Source organism: Halorhodospira halochloris (assembly GCF_002356555.2).
Lineage (GTDB): Bacteria > Pseudomonadota > Gammaproteobacteria > Nitrococcales > Halorhodospiraceae > Halorhodospira > Halorhodospira halochloris.
In genome coordinates, this window is record NZ_AP017372.2 from 1,328,703 (window position 1) to 1,352,909 (window position 24,207).

Annotated in this window: 20 protein-coding genes; 15 read left to right on the forward strand and 5 right to left on the reverse strand. The window is 55.5% G+C overall.

The genetic code is table 11. From position 1 onward, the window contains the following. Positions 1-179 precede the first annotated feature (179 nt). Positions 180-1,697 carry an IS21 family transposase gene (istA, locus tag HH1059_RS06190; protein WP_096409289.1) on the forward strand — a complete coding sequence of 506 codons (1,518 nt, stop codon included), beginning with the start codon at positions 180-182 and terminating at the stop codon, positions 1,695-1,697. Next, on the forward strand, positions 1,678-2,457 hold the full coding sequence (gene istB / locus HH1059_RS06195; RefSeq protein WP_096409290.1) for an IS21-like element helper ATPase IstB: 780 nt from the start codon (positions 1,678-1,680) through the stop codon (positions 2,455-2,457). Before istA ends, istB begins: the two co-directional genes overlap by 20 nt. Here the strand turns inward: istB and HH1059_RS06200 are convergent. Together HH1059_RS06200 and HH1059_RS06205 are read right to left on the reverse strand one after the other, a co-directional pair. Further along, on the reverse strand, positions 2,454-2,678 hold the full coding sequence (locus HH1059_RS06200; RefSeq protein WP_096409292.1) for a hypothetical protein: 225 nt from the start codon (positions 2,676-2,678) through the stop codon (positions 2,454-2,456). The genes istB and HH1059_RS06200 overlap by 4 nt on opposite strands. A 19-nt stretch (positions 2,679-2,697) precedes the next feature. Beyond that, positions 2,698-2,880: a hypothetical protein gene (locus HH1059_RS06205; protein WP_096409293.1), complete on the reverse strand. Its 183-nt coding sequence runs from the start codon at positions 2,878-2,880 to the stop codon at positions 2,698-2,700. Positions 2,881-3,117: 237 nt separating this feature from the next. Here HH1059_RS06205 and HH1059_RS06210 point away from each other — a divergent pair, with 237 nt between their 5' ends. From HH1059_RS06210 to HH1059_RS06245, 8 genes are all read left to right on the forward strand, one after another. Beyond that, positions 3,118-3,330 carry a DUF6447 family protein gene (locus HH1059_RS06210; RefSeq protein WP_096409295.1) on the forward strand — a complete coding sequence of 71 codons (213 nt, stop codon included), beginning with the start codon at positions 3,118-3,120 and terminating at the stop codon, positions 3,328-3,330. 130 nt (positions 3,331-3,460) lie between these two features. Beyond that, the gene (locus tag HH1059_RS06215) at positions 3,461-4,273 is read left to right on the forward strand and encodes a SapC family protein (protein ID WP_096409296.1); all 813 of its coding nucleotides are present in this window, start codon (positions 3,461-3,463) and stop codon (positions 4,271-4,273) included. A gap of 35 nt (positions 4,274-4,308) precedes the next feature. Next, the gene (locus HH1059_RS06220) at positions 4,309-6,015 is read left to right on the forward strand and encodes a type I secretion system permease/ATPase (RefSeq protein WP_096409298.1); all 1,707 of its coding nucleotides are present in this window, start codon (positions 4,309-4,311) and stop codon (positions 6,013-6,015) included. Between the two features lie 51 nt (positions 6,016-6,066). Continuing rightward, positions 6,067-7,515 carry an HlyD family type I secretion periplasmic adaptor subunit gene (locus HH1059_RS06225; protein WP_096409299.1) on the forward strand — a complete coding sequence of 483 codons (1,449 nt, stop codon included), beginning with the start codon at positions 6,067-6,069 and terminating at the stop codon, positions 7,513-7,515. A 1-nt stretch (position 7,516) separates the two neighbouring features. Further along, positions 7,517-8,977, forward strand: coding sequence for a TolC family outer membrane protein (locus HH1059_RS06230; protein WP_162549399.1), 1,461 nt, complete (start codon positions 7,517-7,519; stop codon positions 8,975-8,977). Between the two features lie 24 nt (positions 8,978-9,001). Next, positions 9,002-9,358, forward strand: a complete 357-nt coding sequence (locus tag HH1059_RS06235; protein WP_096409302.1) for a hypothetical protein — start codon at positions 9,002-9,004, stop codon at positions 9,356-9,358. A 152-nt stretch (positions 9,359-9,510) separates the two neighbouring features. Continuing rightward, a complete protein-coding gene (locus tag HH1059_RS06240; protein ID WP_162549400.1) occupies positions 9,511-9,774 on the forward strand; it encodes a hypothetical protein in 264 nt (87 codons plus the stop codon). Positions 9,775-10,036: 262 nt separating this feature from the next. Then, positions 10,037-10,516, forward strand: coding sequence for a cyclic nucleotide-binding domain-containing protein (locus tag HH1059_RS06245; RefSeq protein ID WP_162549401.1), 480 nt, complete (start codon positions 10,037-10,039; stop codon positions 10,514-10,516). A 96-nt stretch (positions 10,517-10,612) separates the two neighbouring features. Here HH1059_RS06245 and HH1059_RS06250 read toward each other — a convergent pair whose 3' ends face one another. Further along, entirely contained in the window at positions 10,613-13,036 is a 2,424-nt protein-coding gene (locus HH1059_RS06250) for an ATP-binding protein (protein ID WP_096409307.1), read from the reverse strand. A 464-nt stretch (positions 13,037-13,500) separates the two neighbouring features. Here HH1059_RS06250 and HH1059_RS06255 point away from each other — a divergent pair, with 464 nt between their 5' ends. Continuing rightward, the gene (locus HH1059_RS06255) at positions 13,501-17,379 is read left to right on the forward strand and encodes a PAS domain-containing protein (protein WP_109962865.1); all 3,879 of its coding nucleotides are present in this window, start codon (positions 13,501-13,503) and stop codon (positions 17,377-17,379) included. A gap of 16 nt (positions 17,380-17,395) precedes the next feature. Here the strand turns inward: HH1059_RS06255 and HH1059_RS06260 are convergent, their stop codons facing one another. Continuing rightward, a complete protein-coding gene (locus tag HH1059_RS06260) occupies positions 17,396-18,202 on the reverse strand; it encodes an SDR family NAD(P)-dependent oxidoreductase (RefSeq protein ID WP_231902048.1) in 807 nt (268 codons plus the stop codon). Between the two features lie 978 nt (positions 18,203-19,180). Here HH1059_RS06260 and HH1059_RS14075 point away from each other — a divergent pair. The 4 genes from HH1059_RS14075 (at position 19,181) to HH1059_RS06280 (ending at position 23,335) form a co-directional block, all read left to right on the forward strand. Continuing rightward, entirely contained in the window at positions 19,181-19,372 is a 192-nt protein-coding gene (locus HH1059_RS14075) for an Rpn family recombination-promoting nuclease/putative transposase (RefSeq protein ID WP_096409313.1), read from the forward strand. Beyond that, positions 19,302-19,862, forward strand: coding sequence for a DUF4351 domain-containing protein (locus HH1059_RS13605; RefSeq protein ID WP_179948779.1), 561 nt, complete (start codon positions 19,302-19,304; stop codon positions 19,860-19,862). Before HH1059_RS14075 ends, HH1059_RS13605 begins: the two co-directional genes overlap by 71 nt. 202 nt (positions 19,863-20,064) lie before the next feature. Beyond that, positions 20,065-20,334 carry a HepT-like ribonuclease domain-containing protein gene (locus HH1059_RS06275; protein ID WP_231902049.1) on the forward strand — a complete coding sequence of 90 codons (270 nt, stop codon included), beginning with the start codon at positions 20,065-20,067 and terminating at the stop codon, positions 20,332-20,334. A 1,033-nt stretch (positions 20,335-21,367) separates the two neighbouring features. Next, positions 21,368-23,335 (forward strand): methyl-accepting chemotaxis protein, encoded by a 1,968-nt coding sequence (locus HH1059_RS06280; RefSeq protein WP_096409314.1) that lies wholly within the window; start codon positions 21,368-21,370, stop codon positions 23,333-23,335. 357 nt (positions 23,336-23,692) lie between these two features. Here the strand turns inward: HH1059_RS06280 and HH1059_RS06285 are convergent, their stop codons facing one another. Next, positions 23,693-24,193 (reverse strand): tyrosine-type recombinase/integrase, encoded by a 501-nt coding sequence (locus HH1059_RS06285; protein WP_096409315.1) that lies wholly within the window; start codon positions 24,191-24,193, stop codon positions 23,693-23,695. Positions 24,194-24,207 lie beyond the last annotated feature (14 nt).

The window sequence follows — 24,207 nt, forward strand, 5'->3', positions numbered from 1 at the left end:
GCTGTGACTTCTGCGCTCGCCCGTGCTCGGTATTTGTCCGCACAAATACCCTGCGCCGCTATTCTCGCCGCGAGCCGTTGCGCCCCTCGGGTCCCTGAGATCCGGCGAGAATTGCCTTGCGCTAAGCCCGAGGCGCATGTTTCTGCGCTCATCTCGCCGAGCATATGGAGTGTAAGGATATGGCTATATCCAAAGAGCTTGAGGCGCAGATCATGCGCTATCACTACGCCGAGCACTGGCGCGTCGGCACCATTTCCCGACAACTCAATGTCCACACCGATGTCGTCCATAGGGTGCTGGCAAAGGCCGGTATCCCTAGTGCACAACGCACTAGGCGAGAATCGATCATTGATCCCTATGTACCCTGGATCGAGCAGACCCTGGCAGATTACCCCAAAATACCAGCTAGCCGGCTCTATGAAATGGCCCGCGAGCGTGGTTATTCGGGCGGCCCTGATCACTTTCGCCACCTGATAAGCCAGTACCGGCCGAAACCGGTCGCTGAGGCGTATATGCGCCTGCGTACCCTGCCCGGGGAGCAGGCACAGGTCGATTGGGGCCATTTCGGCAAACTGCCCATAGGTCGGGCTAAGCGCCCACTGATGGCATTTGTCATGGTCCTGAGCTATTCGCGCTGGATCTTTCTGCGCTTCTACCTCGGCTCATCGACGGCCAACTTTTTGCGTGGCCACGTCGCCGCCTTCGAGGCCTGGCAGGGGGTGTGCAGGTGCCTGCTCTACGATAACCTCAAAAGCGCGGTGCTGGAGCGCTACGCCGAACAGATCCGCTTTAATCCGCAGCTACTCGATCTTAGCGCCCACTACGGCTTTGAGCCACGGCCAGTAGCCGTAGCCCGAGGCAACGAAAAGGGCCGTGTCGAGCGGGCAATCCGCTACGTGCGTTCCAGCTTCTGGCCCGGTAGGCAGTTTAACTGCCTTGATGATCTGAACGAGCAGGCGCAGCACTGGTGCGTAAGCATTGCCGCCGAGCGGCGCTGCGATCAGGAGCAAAAGAGCAGTGTTCGCCAGGCATTTGCCGAGGAGCAGCCTTACCTACGTGCCTTACCCAGCGAGCCATTTCCTTGCTATGAGAACGTGCCTGTAAAGGTAGGCAAAACCCCTTATGTGCGCTTTGACCTTAACGACTACTCGGTGCCGCACGAATATGTCCGCAAAACGCTCAGCGTCAGCGCAACTCTGGAGAGGATCCAGGTGCTTGATGGCGAGAATGTTATAGCCTCGCATCCACGCAGCTATGATCGCCACGCTCAAATCGAGGACCCGCGCCATATCGATAAGCTAGCCCAAGAGAAGCAAGCTGCTCGACTACATCGTGGCACCGATCGGCTTAGTAGCTCTGTACCGCGCGCCAAGGAGTTTCTCTCGCAAGCGGCAACGCGCACCAACAGCCTCGGCAGCGTCACAGCTGCGCTACTTCGTCTGCTCGATCACTACGGCGCCAGCGAGCTCGATGCCGCCATTGAGCACGCTCTCGAGCGTGGTGTACCCCACCCACATGCCCTCAGCCAGATCCTCGAACAACGCCGCGATCAAACCCCTGGCCCGCCATCGCTGCCTCTGCGCTTACCCGAGCAGCTACGTCAACGTGAGCCAAGCATCCGGTTGCGCGGGCTCGATGGCTACGACGCCCTAACTCCTAACTATGAGAAAGACGACAATGGCCCCGAAAACACCTGAGCAGCAAATGATTGAGCGGGCCAAGGCCCTGCGCTTGCATGGCATCCTCGCCCACTGGGAAGAGATTGAGGATAAGGAGTGGATCGAGCAGATGCTGTGCTGGGAAGAGCAAGAGCGCACCCGCCGCTCTCTCGAGCGCCGCCTGAGCGAAGCACATATAGGGCGTTTCAAGCCGATGAGCGAATTCGATTGGTCGTGGCCTACTAGCTGTGACCGCGGCGCTATCAATGCCCTGATGAGCCTGGAATTCATCCCCGAGGCCGGTAATGTCGTCCTGCTCGGCAGTAATGGCGTCGGCAAAACCATGATAGCCCGCAATATCGCCTACCAGGCGGTGATCGCCGGCTATACCGCGCTCTTTGTCAACGCCAGCACCATTCTCGCCGAGCTGGCCTCACAAGACAGTGAGAGGCTACTCCAGCAGCGCTTTAACCGATTCACTAGGCCACGCTTACTGGTCATCGACGAGCTAGGGTATCTCTCCTACTCGACGCGTTATGCCGATCTGCTCTTCGAATTGGTCAGCCGCCGGTACGAGAAGAACTCTATTATCATCACCACCAATCGCCCCTTTAGCGAGTGGGGCGAGGTCTTCCCGAGTGCTGCATGTGTCGTATCCCTGATCGATAGACTGCTGCATAACGCTGAAGTGCTCGCCATAGACGGCGAGTCATATCGCTACAAGGAAGCTCAAGAACGCAGAAACACCCGAGAAGCTAAGCGCAAGTCCCCGAGCAAAAAAGCCAAAGCAGAGAGTTAATTTACCACCTGTAAGGAAAAGGACATGGCGGTGGATCTCAGAAACGTATTAGTATGTCTGAATCCTCCGCCAATTTTGTACGGTTTTCCAAAGCCGCTAACACACTCGGCTACGCGCAGGTTTACCAACTGCTGACGGGCATTCTCAGAGAGATCCCCCAGCTTGTACTCGACCCCATCAATCATGACCGTACGAGTCTGCTGCTCTTGCTCTTCTGCCATCTCTATCTCCTCTTAACCTCTACTCACTAGCGGTCTTCTCCTTGCTGGAGTTCTCCTCGCCCTGATGGGCCTGGAACTGCTCGACTAACTCCCGGGCCTCCTCGAGGGCCTCGTCCTGGATGAGGCTTTGCAGGCGGACAAGCTCCTTGCGGCTCGGCTCCTGGTTTTTCCCTCCTTGCGTTGAGCGTTTCGCCTTCGCCATTCTCAGGCTCCTTTCGCTTACCGCACCCCCGGCATCCCTGAGATGCACCAATAACACGCGTGAAGGAGAAAGGCCACCATACCCGCGGATTCGAGAGTACCGAATAGCGTCTCACAACACCACTTGCGTATTCCGAAGGCATGTTAAGAGGCCAAGGTCTCTCGCCTCAAGCGCTCATAACAGGAAATACAACCGTGAACCACAGTGATAGGCTGGGTATCTGACTAGGAGTCAACGATGGCTGAAGAAGAGACGCAGCAGCGTACTGTCACCATAGATGGTACCGAGTACAAGATTGATGAAATGAGTGAAAACGCCCGTCAGCAGCTAATCAACCTGCGTGTTGCAGATCAGGAGATCGCACGACTTAACCGCCAGCTGGCGATTACCCGCACCGCACGCCAGGCCTACGCCCGTGCGCTGCAAGGTGAATTGGGCAAATCACAATAGGCTTGCGGCAGGTTAGTTACTCCGAAGCCTCGGTGGTCAGCTATTGGCTACGAGACTTGGGAGGTCCCGGTTGTTAAGATTGAATTCGTCGCCTAAACGACGATCAAAAAACAAAACCTTCGCTGCAAGCATGACTCAAATATCATCCTTAAAGCCGTTATCAGCAAACAGGCACCGCAATACTTATTGGCAACGGGCCCGAGGTTATTTCCACGCCGCAGAGCATCACCTCGTCCCCGTTACCAGTCGGGAACTGCCCCGTGCGGTAGGCTCTTTCCCCCTAGTTATCACTCATCAAAAATCGGGTCCGATTTTACAGGCTTTGTTAGGGGTGGAATCTGGTCGTTCAGCCTTTGTCGATTCGCATGGGTGTTGGCGGGGAGGTTATGTTCCTGCCTACCTGAGAGCCTATCCGTTCTACTTGGTAGAAACTGCGCAAGATAAGCACGTCGTCGCTGTAGATGAGTCGTCCGCGGCATTACAGGCGGACGCCTATATCGGTCAGGCGCTGTTTACGGCAGATGATAAGCCTACACCGCAGTTGCAGAAGGTTATCGATTTCCTTGGTCAGGTAGCGCGCAACAGAGCTCTAACTGATAGGGCTTGTCGTAGTTTGGATGAGGCTGGAGTTTTGGAGCCATGGCCTTTGGAACTTGACATCGGTAATCAGCCATGGCGGTTTAGCGGATTGTATAGAGTCAGTGAGAAGCAATTGAACGCCCTCGAAGGCGCGGCTTTGCATGCATTGCGTGACACTGGGGCGTTGGGAGTAGCGTATGCCCAGCTTTTGAGCACTGGTCAGAAAAGCCGCCTTGAGGCTTTTGCTCGGGCGCGAGAGAATGAGCAGCGATTACCCGAGAGTGAGTCGGTTTTTACTGAGCCGGATCTTGAGGAGCGTATTGACTGGGATTCACTGGACTTCGATGAAGGCTACGAGGGCTAATCACATTTCAATTATTCCTGCAAATAGAGAGGCTCATGGCCAATCCTCAGAATATTCAAGGAGCCGGCGCTAAGGCCAAAGGCGAGCTGCGCGAGTGCCTCGGCCAATTCAAGCAGTCCATAATCGCGGTGGCCGTATTCAGCTTCTTTATCAATCTACTGATGCTGGTCCCGCCGCTGTTCATGCTGCAGATGTTCGATCGGGTGCTCTCGAGCGGGAGCGTCGAGACCCTGGTCATGCTGCTGATAGTCGCGGTTGGCTTGCTGATCGTCCTGGGGTTGTTGGAGTTTTCGCGGAATCGGGTTTTGGTACGCGCTGGAGGCCGGCTCGATCAGATGCTCAGCTCACGGCTTTTCGACGCTACTTTCCTGCGGGCCTTGCGCCGCCCGGATAGTGCTACATCGCAGCCGCTGCAGGATTTGACCACCCTGCGTCAGTTCATGACTGGTCAGGGCGTTTTCGCCTTTTTCGATGCGCCGTGGACGCCGCTTTTTTTGCTGGTTATCTTTTTGTTCCATCCGTGGCTGGGTATATTCGCAACAGCAGCGGCACTAATTTTGTTTACCCTTGCCTATATCAATGAGTTGATCACCCGCGAGCCGCTCGGCGCCGCCAACTCTCAACATAACAAAGAGACCGATTTCACCAACAAAAACCTGCGCAATGCCGAAGTGCTCGAGGCCATGGGCATGACCGGCAGGTTGCGTCAGCGCTGGCAAACCATGCACTCCAATGTCCTCTCTTTGCAGGCCCTGGCTAGTGATCGCTCGGCAAATCTGACCTCGGCATCCAAATCACTGCGCCTGATTGCCCAGGTTGGTATTCTGGCTATGGGTGCTTATCTGGCAGTAGAGCAGATAATAACCCCGGGGGTGATGATCGCCGCCTCAATCATAATGGCCCGGGCTCTGGCGCCGGTGGATCAAGCCATGCACGCTTGGCGCGGCTTTGTCGGGGCGCGCAACGCCTGGCAGCGGCTCGATGAGGTGCTGCGCAGCACCCCGCAGCGGGCTGAGCACATGGAGTTACCACCCCCGCAGGGCCAGGTGACCGTAGAGAACCTAGTGGTTGTTCCTCCGGGTGGGCAGACTCCGGCCTTGCGCGGCATTAACCTAGAGTTAAACCCGGGAGACACGCTCGGTGTGATCGGGCCGAGCGCTGCCGGTAAATCGACCTTGGCTCGGGCCCTGGTTGGGGTGTGGCCTGCCTATGCCGGGGCGGTTCGTATCGATGGTGCCGAGATGGCGCACTGGAATCGAGAACAAATCGGCGCCTATATTGGCTATCTGCCGCAGGATGTCGAACTGTTCGATGGTACGGTTGCTGAGAATATCGCTAGATTCGGCGAGGTCGACTCGCAACAAGTAGTTGAGGCGGCGCGCAAGACCGGCCTGCATGAGATGATCCTGCGCTTACCCCAAGGCTATGATACCTATATCGGGATAAACAGCGGTGCACTGTCCGCCGGACAGCGTCAGCGAGTGGCCCTAGCACGCGCCGTCTACGGTAACCCGAGCTTGGTAGTCCTGGATGAGCCGAACTCGAACTTGGATCAAGCCGGAGATGAGGCGCTGGTTAGTACCGTGCGGCAGTTGCGTGAGGATGGCTGCACGGTGGTGATGATCGCCCATCGACCGGCAATTTTAAGCGGCGTGGAGCAGGTCTTGGTGTTGCGCGACGGTAAGAGCGCAGCCCTCGGATCCCGTCAGGATATCCTTAACCGCTTGACCAAGGCGAGTTAATTTGGGCTTAGCTAGGCTCAACACAGCTAACAGTGGAGTCATCTGCCCGATATGAGCAGGCACGACGATAATCATCAAGATAACCAAGATCATGATCATGAGCGTGACGACCGCCTGCCACCTCAGCAAAACACTGCCTCACGCGGTTCCGAGCAGGCTCACAATGGCGAGTATCTGCCGGCAAGTGCAGAGGGTGGTTCAGCGTCGTCACAGCCGCCAACTAATGATCGCTGGCCGCGGCTGTTCGGCTTTATCGTAATACTCATCGCCTTCGGCGGAGTAGGCGGTTGGGCGAGCTTTGCCAAGATCGATGGGGCGGTAGTAGCCCAGGGCACGGTGACGGTCGACTCTTATCGGCAGACAGTTCAGCATCTCGAAGGAGGGATAGTAGAGCGGCTGCATGTGCGCGATGGCGATGTAGTCGAGCGGGGCGATCTGCTCATTCAGCTTGATGAAACGCAAGCTCGTGCCGAATATCTGATGAACTGGAGCCGGTATATCTCCGCACTCGCCCGTCAATCCCGCCTTGAGGCAGAGATCGAGGGGCTTGAGGAGATTGAGTTTGCCGAGCAGGTGCTAAGCAGTGCCGAGCAGAGTGAGCGTACGCAGCAGGTTAAGCGGGCGCAGCGACGCGAATTTGAAACCCGGCGCGATGCCATGGAAGGCGAGGTCGATGTGCTCAATCAGCGCATTGAGCAGCTCGGTGAGAACATTGCAGGCATGCAGGCGCAGCGTGAGGCCAAACTGCGTGGCATCGAATCGCTTGAGGAGGAGATCGAGACCAAGGAGCGACTAGTAGAGCGTGAGGCAATACCTAGCTCCGAGCTGCGTCCACTCGAGCGCGAATTGGCCGCCATGGAGGGTGAGGTCGGCGAGTTGCAGGCCTCGATCGCCTCGGCACGGGTCGAGATCGGTGAGACGCGCCTACAGATAATTCAAACCGAGCGCGACTTTCATCGCGAAGTAGCTGCAGAGCTGCGCGAGACCTCTGATCAAGTTGATGAACTCGAAGAGGAACTGCAGGCCCTTGAAGATAGACTAGCCCGCAAACAGATAGTAGCCCCCGTAGATGGCGAGGTAGTGAATATGCAGGTCCACGCCCGTCGCGCGGTTATTCAAGGCGGCGAGCCGGTTCTCGACCTGGTCCCCGAAGATGAGCCGCTGATATTGGAAGGGCAGGTCGAGCCGCAGGATGTGGATAATGTCTATCCGGGGATGAGCGCAGATGTGCGTTTTACCGCCTTTAGTTTCCGGCGTACACCGGTGATTAGCGGCGAGATCACCTTCGTCTCCGCCGATCGGATCGAGCCGGAGAATGAAGAGCCGTACTACAAGGTGCGGGCGATGGTAACCGATGAGGAGTTAGCCAAGCTCGGGGATGTGAGCCTGCGCCCGGGTATGCCGGCGGATATCATGATCAAAACCGGCGAGCGTACCCCGGTGCAGTATTTGGCTAAGCCGATTACCGATGCCCTGGCGCGCTCTTTCAGGGAGGATTGAGATGACAGGCAGGGGGCTGCGGCAGTGGCGTGCGGCGCTGTCTGCTTTATTCTTAGCGATCACTCTTATCCTACCGCTAAGTCTCCCAGCGCAGGGGCCAGAAGGTGGCTCGGTGGTCGCCGCTAACGAACTGCCGGCTTACGGTGCCGATGGACGGCAGGGCGCAGAGACCGAAGACCTGCTCGACATCTACCGTTTAGCCGAGCGGGCCGATCCGCAGTTGCGCGGCCAGCACTTAGAGCGTGAGGCGCTGCTCGAAGAACAGCGCGCGGCGCTAGGTGCGCTGCTACCTAGTGCCACGATCAGCGGCGAGATCCGCTATACCGATCGCGAAGAAGAACGCGCCGGTGCCGTGGCAGGAGAGACAGAGCGCACTTTTACCCAGCAGCAGTACATGGCCAACATCTCCCAGCCCCTTTTTAATTTACCAGCTTGGCACGAGTGGCAGGCGAGTCAGCACTCCTCCAGGGTGGGTGAGGCAGAATTGGAGATGCGCCGCCAGGAGTTGGTTCATCAGGTGGCTGAGGTCTATCTAGGCGTACTCAGCGCCCAGTCGAATCTCGCCCTGCAAGAGCGCGAGCTTGAGGCCGTCAGCGCGAGCCTGAGACAGGCGCAAGCGCTTCATGAGGAGCGCGAGATCGCCCCGAGTGAGTATGAGCAGGCCCGGGCGCGGCACGATAACGTCAAGGCCGAGGTGATCCGCGCTGAGGGCGAGCTGGAGATCGCCCTCGAAGAGCTCTCCGAGCTGACCGATAGCGAGCACCGCTATTTGGCCGAGCTGCGTTCTGAGGCTGAGCTGCCGCGCCTCGACCCGTTAGAACTAGATGAGTGGCTGGAGCATGCCTATGCCGGCAACCCTGAGTTGCTTGCCGCCCGCGCCGAACTTGACGCTCAGGGCCGGCAAGTGCAAGCGGCTGCCGGTCAGCGCTACCCGAGCGTCGATCTGGTCGCCGGCTATACCCGCTTTGATGACGCCGACGATGTCGATATGGACGATCCTGATTATGACGCTGGAGAGCAGACCGCACGGACACTGGACGATTACTACATCGGTGTGCAGATGCAGATGCCGCTCTACCAGGGCGGTTCTGTGGGCGCACAACGGCGCAGCGCCGAGCATCGCCGCGATCGGCAGCGCACCGAGGTTGAGCGTGTCCGCCGAGCCGTGCGAGCTCAGGCACGCAGCGCCTATCAGGGCATTATAAGCGGCAGCAGCGAGATCGAGGCCTACAGAGTTGCCGTACGCTCCGGCGAGCGTACCGTGGATGCCATGGCTGCCGAGGTCGAGCTGGGTACACGTGATGTTACAGACCTGCTGGAGGCGCAGCGCGAGCTTTTCGAGTCGCAGCGCAACCTCTCCCAGGCGCGCTACGAATACCTGCTCAACACCCTTGAACTGCGGCGCGCTGCCGGTCACCTGAGTGCTCAGGACATAGTCGCGCTTAATGAGCTATTCGAATGATATCCAACCAGGAGATGAAAACAGATGCGATTGACAATCAGCGATGACTCAGGCTGTTTTTCCAAGAATTTGCTCCTGCGTATGACCTATCCCGCACAGGCGCTGTTGCTGAGTATTTGCGCAGCGCTTGCAGTGGTTAGTGGCTGCGCTTCGCCGAGCGCGACACCGGTAAGCCTGGATGATGGTCAGAGAGGGCATCTGATTGTCTGCGATGGTATGCGCTTGTCAGCAATCGATTGCATCAAGCAGGCCAACGAGCAGTGTGATAATGACTACGAGGTGATCGCTACTACTGGTGAGTGGCCGGAGGGGCAGGGAGTTGCCGGGGTGCTCAAGCACTTCGACCGGGCTATGGTTATAAGTTGTCTTGACGGTGGATAGATTATAGTGCCCAAAAAACCTTAAGAGCTCAGAGTTAGCATCATAGAAGGCATGTTAAGAGGCCAGTGTCTCTCGACTCAAGCGCTCATATGGGATTTATAGCGGGGTTAAGCGGCTCCAGAATACAGTAATAAGGCCACATGAGCCGTCAAATGGGTAATACAGGACATGCGCAGACTTTACAAGAGAGGCTGCATAAGGCCGGGGCAGAACTTTGGCAGACAGCGCTTAATGAGGCCGAACAAAGGCTTGCGCAGCGGCTTAAAGAAATCGATGAAGAGAAAGTTGCAGATAAACCGCCAATTAGCCGATGTCCAGGACGTTATACAAAGCCTGGAGCGAAATCAAGGGTCCGGGTTTGTTCTGGTGTACCTGCCGCCACTGTTGCTGCCGCTAACCAACCATGTAAGGATTAAGCGGTATTGAGTGCAATATGGGAGATGATAAACAGACGGTAGAGCAGGGATTGACGGTATTGGCCCCGTCAGTCAGGATTTAACATCATTGAATTTGACGATGTAACCGTTAGCGCTAAAGACGAGCAATTCGATATCTCTGGTGTTATTGAAAACTCAGCTGAGGTTGCGGCCGGAACCTCTTGGTCAAGCAGCCGCGCTCGGAGAGCTACCGGGCCGGGATTGCGCTTCGGTACCGGGTTGACTGAGCAAGGAGTTCTTGGTGCGTAAGATTCAACCTGATCAACCGGACCGTGTTCTACAGATCCTCGATCGGCTCGCCTTTTTCCATGAGTTCTCTCCGCTGGAGAGACACCAACTCGCCGAGACAAAGGACATTACGGTACTTGCCGAAGCGGGCGAGAACATCATCCAACGCGGCCAGCAAGGTAAGTGCTTCTACATTCTCTTGCACGGTCGCGCAGAGGTGCTCGGTGACGGCGATACTCCGCCGTGCTTTCGGGAACTGGGATCCGGCGATGTCTTTGGGGAGATTGGCTTCCTTGCCGACATTGCGCGCACGGCTCACGTTCGCTGTACCGAGCGATCCATCCTTTTCCGCTTCTCGCGGCCGGCACTGGATGTCCAGCCCATCGGAATCAGGGAGAAGATCAAGGACCAACTCCTCGCCAATCTCGCGCGGCGCCTGGAAGAGCTCAACAGCCGCCTTGAGGGAAATCCCCTGGAACAGAACGCCCCCTGACTTCTCCGGTTGCGCACGCAGCGCAACCTGGAAGCCGCTAACACTGCACGTTATTCACCGGACAATGACATCGGTTTCTACATCTTGCCAACAGTGCTACTTATACTCCTCATCCAGGTTATGCTTGCACCTGCCGGCATCATTTCCATCCTTCTTTGCCCAAGAAAGCAGATCAGTAAGCGAATCTAAGCGTACTGGCTTCGTTATATAGGTATCGGCACCGCTTTGCAAACACTGCTCGCGAACCTCTGCGCTGGCGTGCGCAGAGAGCATGGCTACTGGCGTATAGACTCGGCTTTGTTCTACTTCAGCTTCACGAAGTGATTTTACCGTCTGTGCTCCATCGAGTATCGGCATTTGCATATCGAGCAGGATCAAATCGAACTCCTGTTCAGCCTGCTGCCATATATCAAGCGCCTCCTGGCCATTTTCGGCCACTGTGGCCTCCGCCCCGCAGCGCTCAAGCAACGCCTGGATCAGCAGGATATTAGTCGGCTCATCCTCGGCAACGAGTACCTGCATGCCGGCTATATGCTCTTTATTGGTTGGTGTTTGACGGGCAGAGTCAGGTGCGCTTAGAGCAGGATCAGCTGCGGGCTCAGATTCATCCTCAAGAAGCTCGGCGGTAAAGTAAAAGGTCGATCCTTGGCCGGGGGTGCTGTGAAGCCATATTTCGCCACCCATTAAGTTGACTAGCTGTCGACTAATAGCCAGACCTAGACCGCTGCCTTGCAGATGCTTGATTGCATCGGTGCCTCGATCAAATGGCTCAAAGATCCGCTCCTGCAGCTCATCCGGGATGCCGGGACCATTATCCTGGACTGAGACTTGTAATCTATTTGTATCGTATCGGGAGAAATGCACCCGGACGTAGCCGCTGTCGGTAAACTTGATGGCGTTGCTGACAAGATTGAATAGCACCTGGGAGAGGCGGGTTGTATCTCCCTGAAGCCTATCCGGCAGGCCATTATCGACTGAGCATTGCAGATTCAGACCCTTATCCTCGGCCTGCTGAGACAACATCGGCATCCTCTCTGCGAGAAATTTACGCAGCAGAAAAGCCTCTTTTTGCAGCGTCATGCGCCCGGCCTGCAGGCGCGATAGATCGAGCAATGTATCTATCAGCCCCAAAAGAGTGCGTCCTGCGGCCTGGCACAGCTTAACTTGCTCCCTTTGGTGAGCGTCGAGTTCTGAGTCAGCGAGCAGATCAGTAAAGCCGATGATGGCGTTAAGCGGGGTGCGCAGGTCGTGGCTGACGGCGTTCAGGAACACACTTTTAGTCCGGTTGGCCTCGCGAAGCTGGGTTAATACCTGTTCACGCTCGGTCACATCGCGGGCAATGCCGGCGCGCATGCCCTCACTTTCACGGCCTGGCACCGGCAGGCTGTGCATTTGAATCCAGCGAACTTCACTATTGGAGCGGATTATCCGGAATAAGGCGTTGAACTCTTCGCGCTCACTTATCGCCTGATCCAGCGCCTTCTCAACCCCATAACGATCTTCCGGGTGGCCACTCTCCAAAAAGGCTTTGGGATTGGCGTAGAAGCTCTCTACCGGCTGTCCCCAGATATTCGCATAGGCGGGATTGACGTATAGGGTTTGGGCATCGGTGCGCAGCCAAAAGGCGTCGCGGATATTCTCGGCAATCAGCCGAAAACGCCTCTCGCTCTCGGCCACTTCCTGCTGAGCCTTTTTCTGATCAGAGATATCTCGCAGTATTGTGGAGATATAGGTTAACTCACCGTAGCTATTGCGATGGCCGATCAGCACTTGTGAGGTCGGGGCCTGTGTCCCATCTGCCTTGAGGATCGCCGTCTCGCCTTGCCACAGCCCTTCACGCCGGACAGTAGGCAGACCTTCGTTAAGGAGCAGATCGGCCGCCCACGGTGGATGGAACCGACTAATCGCTTCTTCAAGACTCAGGGGCGGCATTGAGCCATCATCCGCAATACCCAACATCCCGTCGACAGCCTGTACATCTATGCCGGCGTTTGCCCTGCCAGCGGCGTTCAGGTAAAGCAGCGTCCCATCTTCGCCGTGTAATGCGACGATGTCCGATGTATTATCGAGTATCGCCACCAGCTGCTGCTGGAAACGCTCGCGAGCGCGCTGTTCGGTTATATCCTGCACCGTTCTGCACTCGCGCAGTGTAACCGCCACTTCGCCCGCGGCTGTCTCTGCGCTACGCAGCGCTGCCACCTCAACCTCTACCGGGAGCGCAGCGCCTACACGCGGCTGCAGCCATAGCGTCGTGTCAGCGCATAGCGGTTCGTCGGTTGCCGCAACTAATCGCTCCGTGACTGTATCTGCTGGCAGTGGAGTGCGCTCGGCATCGATTACAGCGCTAAAGTTTACACCGAGCAGCGCACTCTCATCGGGGTAGCCGAGCAGCTGACAAGCGGCGGTGTTGAGGTAGGTGAAGCAGCCTGCTGAATCGAGGCTGCAGACGGCTACAGGCAGTTTGTCGAGCAAGTTTTGGGAAAAATCAGACGTGCGTTGCTCGACTTTATCGCGACCCATACATCCCCCCCCGCCTCAATTCCTGAAAAAAATCGACCGAACGCTACTTCGCAGGCTTAACTACGTCAAGCCCCTTTAGCTGCGCAGATAGGCAGTCTCTAACAATTGCTTATCATCAAAAATAATTCTTTGTTTATAACGGCTTATGCTGTAGCTACGATAGTATCACCACAAAAAAAGAGCTTAAGTGGCGTTAACGCGCACCCGTTTCTGGTCTGGCTGCTATATTGCGCGGAAATGCAGCAGTGGTAGCTAAGGAGGCTAGACTCGCGCTGCAGAAATGCATATTCTGCATATCATGTAGGGTTTTTTGTTGGGGCGTAATTGCATGCTATTTCAATATATAGGCCTGCAAACATCACCCATCACCAGGTCTCCTACTCGCAGGATCTGCTCAGTCACTCCCCGAGTCTTTGCGCTGACAGCGTAAGGTCCAAATACAGGCCCGGAGAGGTCTTAAGCTCATGGAAAATAAAAAAGGCTCCAAGTGCGGCTGCCTAAGCGCTAAGTGCAAATTGGACCTGCTCCAGCAGGTCAGTGGAATCGGCTTTTGGGAATATGACCTGTGCACCGGGCAGGTCAATGCCGATGCGCAGTGCCAGAGTCTATACGGTTATGACAATAGCGAGTCCGAGCGCAGCCTCGCTACAGACTATGCGCTTTGGCGTGAGCATGTGCATCCTGAAGACCTATCATGGGTAGAAGAGGAGGTACAAGCCGCCATAGCCAACGGACAGCCTTGGCGGTTCACATATCGGATATACCGCAGTGATGGCCAATTGTGCTGGCTGCACTCAAGTGGCCACCTCGAGCGCGACGATCAGGGTGAACCCTGTCTGCTCATTGGTTTTGAACAGGATGTTACTGCTCAAAAACTTCAGGAGCAGGCGCTAGAGCAAGCTCACGAAAGGCTGCAAAGGGCTGAAGAGATAGTCTCTTTGGGCCACTGGATCTCCTATCCTGCAACAGGAGAGCTGATCTGGTCGCCTATGACCTATCAGCTTTGCGGTTTCCCTGCCGAGGCCGAACCGCCGGGCTGGGAAGAGTTTATCGCCCGGATACCGGAGCAAGATCGCCATCAGGTAGCCGAATATCAGCTGCAGTCGAAAGCCGACACCGACCAGAGCCAGGGTGAATACCGGATAGTCCACCCGAATGGGCGCGTGGTATGGGTGCGGGAAATAGCCAATCGCTGGCAAGACGAGAACGGCCGGTGGATCATCCAGGGGACCATCCAGGATATCACTGAGCAGCGCGAGGCGTTGGAGCGTAGTGAGGCGCGCCGGCAGCGGCTTGAGGCTATCCTGGAGACGATTCCCGATGTAGCCCTAACTGAGACGGATCTTGAGGGTACGATTCGCGAGGCGAGCCGCAGCGCCGAGCGGATATTTGGCTACTCGCGTGAGGAGTTGCTCGGCAGTGATATCTGCATGCTCCACGATCCGGCTGAGCATGCGCGGGTGCGCGAAGGTATCGCTAGATTGCAGCGCACCGCTCAGGGTTACTCTGTGGAATGTGAACTGATTCGCGGCACCGGCGAGCGCTTTCAGGCGCAGCTGAGTGTCGCACCGCTACTCAATGAGCGCGGCGAGGTGGTAGGTAAAATCGGGGCCTGTATCGATTTATCGGCGCAGTTCGCCGATGAGCAGCGCCTGCGCATGGCCCAGGAGGCGGCCGGCTTCGGGGTCTGGGACTGGGATCTAGCGGCGGATCAGGTCTACTGGGATGAGGCGTGCTGGCGTATGCTCGGCTACGATCCCGAGCAGCAGAGTATTCTGACCTTTGCCGACTGGCAGAAATTCGTCCATCCCGAGGATCTAGAGCGGGTCCAACCCATCGTTGAGAGCCATTTGGCTGCAGGCAGTCCGTTCACCATCGAGCTTCGCTACCGCTGCGCCGATGGTAGCTGGCTTTGGGTGCAGGGCCGGGGGCAGACCCTGCGCCGTGGCGCCGATGGTTCACCGACCTACATGGTCGGTACCCATGTCGATGTCCAGACCCTCAAGGAGACTGAGTTCGCGCTGCGCCGTAGCGAGTTGGAACTCACTGAGGCTAAGCGCATAGCCCGACTCGGTCACTGGCTCTACGACATAAAGTCTGGGGATGTCCACTGGTCGAGCGAGATCTACGAAATTATTGGTCTGGAGCCGGCGGAAACGGCCATGGACTGGGACACCTTTCTCTCCAGAGTGCCGCCTGAAGATCACCCTGAGCTCTATGAGGCCATAGAGCGCACTCTAAACCGGGGGGATCCCTACGAGCTTGAGCACCACCTCATGAGTGTGGATGGCGGTCGGCGGATTGTGCAGGCCCGTGGCTATGCGGAGTTTGATGCAGCCGGGAATCCGCAACTTCTACGCGGTACGGCCCAGGATGTCACCGAGCAGCGGGTTCTGCAGCGCGAACTTGCCGAGCGCGAGGCGCACTACCGGGATCTGGTAGAGAACCAACCGCTGATGATTGAGCGCTTTCTGCCCGACACCACGGTCACCTACGCTAACCCTGCCCTTGGGGATTGCCTCGGTGTGGAGCCGGAGGCGCTGATTGGCCAGCGCTGGCTGGATTATTTACCTGCCGAGGAGCGTGAGAACATCGAGGCGCACTTGGCGGGCTTCACTCCGAGCCATCCGGTTAGCCAGTTCGAGAACAGCATGCCGGGCAAGAACGGTATGCAGCTCTGGACGATGTGGACTAACCGGGCCTTTTTCGATGAAAAAGGGGAGTTGAGCCATTTCCAATCGGTAGGCGTAGATATCACCGCACGCCGGCGCGCCGAGCAGGCCGAGCAGCAGCTACGCGAGCAGCTTGAGACAAGGCAAAAAGAGCTCGAGGCGATCTTCGCGGCGGCCCGCTCGGTCAGTCTCATCAAGACTGATCTCAATTCAGTCATCGAAGAGGCCAGTACTGGTGCAGAAGTACTGTTCGGTTATTCGCGCGGGGAACTTATTGGTCAGCACGTCAGCTTACTGCATACGGCAGAGGACATTGAGCGGCTTCCCGATTACGTCGAGAGATTGTTTAAGGACCATGAGCCGATCCGCATGGAGACGGATCTAGTCTATCGGGATGGTAGTCGTTTTCCCGCGCTGTTTACGGTGCACCCGATCACGGATGGTCGAGGTGCAATGGTGGCCACGCTCGGCGTCAGTCTCGATATGAGTGCCCAAAAGCGCGTTGAGCAGGAACTCGCCGACACTATACGCGCGAAAGACACCTTCCTCAGCGCCGTCAGCCACGACCTGCGCACGCCGCTAAACGCCTTGATGGGCTTTCTTGAGCTGCTCGATGATCCGCAAATTTCACCCGAGCAACGCTCTGAGTACATGGAGCAATGCCGGCAAGGAGCACAGCGGCTTCTCGGCCTGATTGAGACTCTGCTCGATCTCGCCCGTCTTGAAGCCGGTCGTTTGGAACTGCGCCCACGAGCAACCGAGTTGCCTGCACTGATAGACAACCAGGTTGCTATGCTTAGGTCCCGGGCCTGTGAGAAGGGCCTAAGTCTAGACTACAGCATAGCTGAAGCTGTCCCCAGATGGGTCGAGGTGGATGATACGCGACTCGGGCAATTGCTCTCTAATCTTCTCAGTAATGCCGTTAAATACACCCAGCAGGGCGGTGTCGAGCTTGAGGTGCGAACAGTAGACAATACCCGAGTCAGTTTTGCTGTCCACGACACCGGGCCGGGTCTAACTGAGCAGCAGCAAAAAGAGATTTTCACTGCCTTCGATCGCGGTGGCTATAGGGGCACTAGCCAAGGTTACGGGCTGGGGTTGGCGATTGTCAGCGAGTTAATCAATCTGCTTGATGGCGAGCTCTCCCTGAGTAGTACACCAGGGCAAGGCTCAACCTTTGCGTTCACCATTCCCTTGCCCAGAGCCAGTGAGCCGAGCCCTGAGGGCGAGTCTTCGATAGCGGCGGGCGAGTCTGATGCAGAGCCAACTGCGAGTTCAGCACGGCGCCCCCTAAATGTTCTTGTCGCCGATGATGAGCCGGCCAATGTGATGCTCGCTCAGGCCCTTCTGCTCAAGCTCGGTTGCGAGGTTGTTTGCGCGCAGAGTGGCACAGAGGCCCTAGCGGCTTGGCAGGCAGGGGATTTCGACATGTTGCTGCTTGATTTAAAGATGCCGGATCTTGATGGCGATCAGGTAGCCCGAAGCGTCCGCGCCGAGGAACATGAGCAGGGCAGGCAGCCTACCAGGATTGTGCTATGCACAGCCTACGCCTACAGCGAGGTTGAGTCGCTGATAAACGAGTCGGGTTGCGATGCATATCTTGGCAAGCCGCTTGATCGCAGCGCCTTGAGCAGTTTGTTGGACTGGGTGGCTAGCAGCTATGCCAAATAATATTGGGATAATCAAGCTACCAACTCCAGTCCATTCCGCCATCCACACTTAATGTCTGGCCTGTTATGTATGAGGCTTCATCAGACGCAAGATAGGCAACTGCTGAGGCAACGTCTTCGGGCTGACCTTTTCTTCGGATTAAAAGGTCGCCAGTTTTAATGGACTGATCAACAATCCAGTCAGATAGCGTGCCTCGTTCCATCATCATCTTATCTTCTGTAAGGCCAAATATATCTGTTTCTATAACCCCAGGCGCTACACAGTTGACCCTTATGTTATGAGATGACAAGCATTTAGCAAGCGTCTTTGTAAACATGATTATTGAAGCTTTGGATGCGGAATATGCTCCAGTAGTGCCGCTCACCCCTCTTGCAACGACCGATGATAGGGTAATTATTGAGCCCTTAGCGCCATTATCTATCATGTGTTGGGCGCAACCCTTGCAAAAAAAGAAAGAACCTTTTGCGTTTATGTTAAAGACTTGGTCCCAATCTTCTGGGGTTATTTCAACACCCACCGGCTTAGTCTCGCTTATCCCTGCATTGGATACGGCAACATGAATCGGCCCAAAAGTTACATGTGCATTTTCGATAAGCTCGTTTATCGAGTCGATACTAGCCACATCCACAGGGATGTATTTAGCAGATAGCCCAAGATCAGTTATTTCCTTCTCTACAGCTTCACCTTTTTTCCTGTCCCTATTTGCGATAGTTACGTTTGCCCCTTCTCTGGCTAGGCGAAAAGCAACACCTCGTCCTATTCCGCTGCCACCCCCTGTGACCACAACATGATTATTCTCAAATCTTTTGTTGGCATTTATCATGATGACCCCCTCCCGAAGCTCATGCAGGCTCATCTGAGGCGCACATCACCGGCATGGCACCGCGTTGTAAACCCTGGGAAAAATGGGCAACGTTGCAATGCAGTATTAACTAAATTAGCCCTCGCTTCGTGCAGATTGCATTTCTTGCTTTTTATCAAAGCAAATTTCAAGGCACCTAACTTATGCTTTCAGACTTCAGGCGAGAATGTCAACCAAATGCATATGCAACTTAGTTGACATTACGCAATGAGATTGGATGAGTGCAGAGTGGAGGCAGAAGGCTAAAATGCCGATAAAGAATTAGTGGAGAAAGCTTCCCTGGCACAGCTTTTGATCACTGGTTTGATCGAGCCATAGATGCTGAACGAGTAGAGAACGTGTTTGCTGAAGATTAAAGCCTTTTAGTCCAGTATAACGCAGCCAGTGGGTTGAGGATTTACGTAGTGCTGGGCACCACTTGAGTCGCCAAACTCTATGCGCTCAGCGGTTTCGGTGAATACCCGCTTTGTGATCCGATAAACGGTGCTGCTGTAAACCGGCCGCAATAAACCTCTGCATCGTTAAACAGCAGAACTTGACCCACCATCCTCATCAGTCGAGCTTTGCGATTGCTTCTCGGCAAATTGCTCCACAATGGCGGCCAGGCGCTCTTGCTCGCTGTGGGTGTACACTCGCGTTGAGCCTATATCTCGGGGTCTGGCCAGATCCCGGGCGTCCTGGATGCCAACCCCATGCGGCGCTAAAAGATGCGTGACAAAGGTATGGCGCAGGGGTGTGCTCCCCAGGGGGTAGGGTATGGCGATAGGCCAAGCGCCCCGCGATATTCTGCCAGGACTTCAACCAGACCCCCCGGCGCCGGGATATCGTCCGGGTCATCAAGATTGCGGTGATGCTTGCCGCGCAGAGTGACACGTTTCGCCAGGGAATGGGGTCGTTTATACTCCCTGCACAAAAGAGAAAAGCAGATGCTCGATACCGATGGCTGATCATCCGAAGACTCCCCACGACTCGCTGATCCAAAAGCTCCTAGAGTCGCCGCAGCGAGCCAGTGTGGTACTTCGCGAGAATATGCCCAAAGCTGTGCGGGAGCGGCTTGCCGATGATCTTCCAGAGCCACTGCCGGGCAGCTATGTCGAGCCTAATCTTCGAAAGACGTATGCGAGCCGATGAAGCGGACGAGTCTTACTCTCAAGACCCGCAAGTCAGATCAGTATTCCGTGCTATGGCGTGGGCATATCGCGAGAGTCTCAGCCGCGATCAGTTGGAGAAGCTGCTTGAGGATTTGCCCTCAGGTCATCCGCTGGAGAAGCCGTTACTGGTCTATCTTATCCAAGTCCATGGTAATACCATTGAGCAATCGGATCTAAACTATGCGGTGACGCAAAACCGTTCTGGTGAGCGGGTGGAGGAATTAACGATGGCAGTGGCAGAAGAGTGGAGACAAGAGGGACGTCAAGAAGGACGGCAAGAGGGGCGTCAAAAAGGGCGCCAGGAGGCTAAGGCATCAGACCTTCTTCGCCTGATTGAGCGCAAATTCGGATCTCAGGCAAAAAGGCTCTATAAAGAACGAGTGGAGAAAGCATCCCTGGAACAGCTTGATCACTGGTTTGATCGAGCCATAGATGCTGCACGAGTAGAGAACGTTTTTGCTGAAGATTAAAGCCTTTTAGCGCAAGACTGTTCGGCAAAAGGCAAGATGTAACTCAACAACTACAGGGTTTGCTTTACCCGACTAGATGGTCAGAGTCGGCTGGTGTTTTGCATCTGCCACGTGACATGCCTTTCCTAGAAGAGAAGAGTTACCAAATCGCTTCACCGGTAAGGTGCTTGCCTACACCGAGGGCCTCGACTAGGCGGATTTCGTGGCCAGTAGTCTCACTTACGATGCCACCCTGTGCAATCTGGAGCTGATCGGCGAAGCCGCCACCCATATTTCGGATGAGGTTCGGGACGAGCATCCTGAAATCCCCTGGAGGATGATCATCGCCACCCGCAACCGCCTCATCCACGGCTACCTCGGTATCGACGATGACACTCTGTGGAGCATCATCCAGGATGATGTGCCCCGACTTTTGCCCCAGCTCAAGGCGCTGAAAGATGAAGTGCAGTCGTGGAACCCGGCAGATTCATGAGCATCCTCACCTACGTACCTACATCTTCGAGCAATCCATTTCGCAGATCTCTCCTGCTCCATCCGAGAGTTATCTTATAAGGCGTCTGCTGACCGAGTGAGAGCTAGCACTGCTTTGGATGGCGGGAGCCGGCGGATCGGCACGTTGTGAAGCCGCTTGATCGCTGCGCCTTGAGCAACTTGTTGGACTGGGTGGCTAGTGGGCTGCAACGCTAGCGCCCTGAGGTGTTGTTCGTCGGCAGGTTTAGGCGCCCGAAGGACGCTAAATATTCATTTGCTTGTCGTGCTGTTTTAGTTGTAAGCTTAGAGCTAGAACAGTTAAAGCAGACGAGTCACCAGTGCGTCCGCCCCCCATTGGCTGGATAGCTGCTCTGCTCATTGCCAATCACTTCGGAGTGTACTGCGGCGCAGGTGTAATGCCTTTGGCTCAGTATGGTTGGATGACACAACCACGGTCTTCGGTCATACCTTTGAGGAGAGGGCCCAGGCACCACTGACCAAGTCCTGCGAAGCCGCGGTCGCTGAGCCTTGTGAAGCGGTGGCCTCGCGCACCCCATTAGATATCCGGGTTGTCGAATACGGATGTGCTTGCATCCTGGGGTGTGCATGAACGGTGAGTCACGGTGCCGAGACAGACGCCTCAACAAGCTTGCCTCTCCGAATTTTGTACTCGAAAGTACTCGTTGATCTTCGCGGGTAGCGGGGGTTCCGGCTCCAAGGTTGGGGCCAGCTCCGAACTCATTAAATTCGGCATTACCTGAACATGCTCCTCTGGTTGGGTGGGCTTGGTGGGCATTATTTACAAATTCCACCATGACATATACGCTTTTTCATGTGCCCTCCCCCCGGGCCATGCTAACGACCAGTGCCGGAGTAATCCGGTACTGGCGATGGCTAAGCATTAACTTTTGGTAGACGGCTTCACTAACTTGCTCTGGCCTGAATCTGGCCATGTTTGATAAGGGGTTAAGCCGCCAAGAGCGGAGATACAGTTGCTGTCAATGCCCTAGTCTGAGGGCAATGGGGGGAGTGCAATGATGACCAACATGTGGCACCGCATAGCTCTTCGTAGTCGTATTTTTTTTGTTATTTCGATTTTGCTGGTTATCATTTTAACCGCACTTGTGGTGTTGCAGTCTAAACTGACGGCGCGCGACCGCCTCGAACACCTAGAGCACACCCAACTTCCCGCCTCTCTGCAAGGAATAGCGGCACAAATTCAATCAGAAATCAGTCCTTCTATCGCTAGATCCGGCGCCCTAGCCGAGAACACCTTTATCCTCGATTGGATCCGCGATGGCGCACCGCAAGACCGGCTTCCTGTCATCAAGGAAGCCATGCGAGAAGCCTATAAGTCTATCGACTTTAGTGGCGTTTTTATGGCTATCAATGCAGAAAATCAACTGTATTTCATTTTTTACCAAGACGAAGAGCTGCAGATGCGTGAGATGTCTGCCGAAAACCCAGACGATGAGTGGTATTATGCTTTCGTCAAGAGCGGCGCAGACTTCGAACTCAACCTGGATACCAATGAGTTCGCCGGCGATGATTTGCTGATGTTCGTGAATTATCGCAGCGCAGAAGAATCCGAGAACAACCGCCCACTGAACGTCGCCGGCGGGGCCATCAACATGGCTACAATAGCCGGGATGATCAGAGAGCATCGCATTGCTGAAAGGGGGCAGACGATGCTAGTAGATGCCGACGGTATCGTAGATATGCACCCCGATCTGGATTTGGTCGGGCAGCTAGATCTTTCACAGCGGGAGGGGTCTGATACCCTGTTCGGCCATAGAGATCAAGCAGGAAATATACTCGAGGTAGAATGGGAAGAAAGCGAGCGCTTTGTCGGGTCAGTTTGGATCCCTGAGCTGCAGCGATATCTAGTCTCTGAAGTTCCGACCGAAGAGATCCAGGAACAGATCAGCGCTAATCAAAGAGTGACATTTGCTGCTGGGGGCGCTCTACTACTGATCTCTGTGATCCTGCTCCACCCGTTGATTGGTACCTTAGTCGCGCCTCTTGGCAATTTGCGTAAGCAGGTAAACACCATCGCCGATGATCTTGACCTGCGTAAAGATTTGCATACTCGCGATCAGGCGGAGATAGGCGAACTCTCTAGCCAGCTCAACCACTTTTTGGAGAGATTGCGTGAAGTGCTAGTTGATATACAAGCTGCGAGTGATGAGATCGATGGCATCAGCCGACAGCTGAGCGATGGTGCGCGTAGAACTGATGAGTCGCTTGAGAGCCACCACCAAGCGCTTGACCAAGTTAACGCCAGTGTCTCTGATATCGCCGATCGGGTAGCCGAAACAGCGCAGCAAGCACGAGATGCCAGTGGGGCCTCAAATGAGGGAAGTGCCTTACTCGAGAATTTGGAAAGCGGCATGGTGACCAGTTACAAGGAGGTTAAAGAACTTGATGAAGCTATGCGCTCCGCTCAATCCCATATGGACACCCTAAACAAGCAGATCGACCAGGTCGTGGAGGCGATGAAGACAATCGATACCATCACCGAACAGACCGAAATTCTTGCACTTAATGCCTCTATCGAAGCAGCACGGGCCGGGAATACCGGCCGCGGGTTTAGTGTAGTGGCTGATGAGGTTAAGGCCCTAGCGTCACGCACACAATTATCGACGGCCGAGGTAAATCAGGTTATTGCCGATCTGCGCGAAGCTAACGCAGTGATGGTCGAGCAGATGGCTCAAAGTGCGGATAAATCGCATAAGGCCGTAGACTGGCTACAGCAAGCACAAGAGCATCTGCAATCTTTGAACCTGAGGTTCAATGACATACTCAGCCAAAATGACAGCATAGCTGCTGCTGCCGCGTCACAAGAGCAGGAAGTTCAGCAGATTCATCGCGGCCTGCAGGAGATTGCGGAACAAGGTCATTATTCTGGAGAAATAGCAGCACGTGCACGAGAGGCAAGCGAGAGCCTAGGTGAACGCATCGCCAGTTTCCGCGAGCGTGTCCGAGCATTTAAATCTTACTAGTGGGGGGATTATGAGATGGGCCTACTCTTGGTTGGTCGAGTGTCGCGGCAAGGTAAGTAGGCTTTTCCTTTACAGTCAAATCCCTGTGTGCGCGACGTGACATATCTGAGATCTCTTCCGTGACCAGTTTTGTCTCATATGGCCTCTATATCTATAGTTCGCCGACTGAATTGTTGCAGTACCTTTGATCGCCACAAAGCTGAACTGTGTCAGCGCTCAAAAATTATCACCTAGTTGGTTGCTTGCTATTAGCGACGGCCTAAACTTGCACATCATTAGTTGAGTATACTGTTATTACTCCACTGTTTCGGGCCTCTAAATGAGCACTAGCTTTCGATTTATAATGGCTTTTGATAGTCAAAAAGCAGAACTTGACCCACCACCCTCATCACTTGAACTCTGCGATTGCTCCTCGGCAAATTGCTCCACAATGGCGGCAAGGCGCTCTTGTTCGCTGTGGGCGTACACTTGCGTTGATCCGATGTCTCGGTGTCTGGCCAGATCCCGGGCGTCCTGGATACCAACCCCATGCGCTAACAGATGTGTAACGAAGGTATGTCGCAGCCAGTGGGTCGAGGCGGACTCAAGGGCTCGGGCTTGTTCGGGTTGATCCGCCGCCACAGCTGCGGCTGCGTTTTGGAAAATACCCTTGCAGATGCTAAACAGGCGCTGCCTGGTGATAGGCTGCCAGCCATCGCGTTGCGGATAGAGGCTTACAATCATCGGGGTGCGCTCGCCAGCGGTAGGGTAGGGCGATAGGCCAAGAGCCCCGCGATATTCTGCCAGGATTTCAACAAGACTCACCGGCACCGGGATATCATCAGGGTCATCAAGATCGCGGCGATGCTTGCCGCGCACCTGCCAGCTGTAGT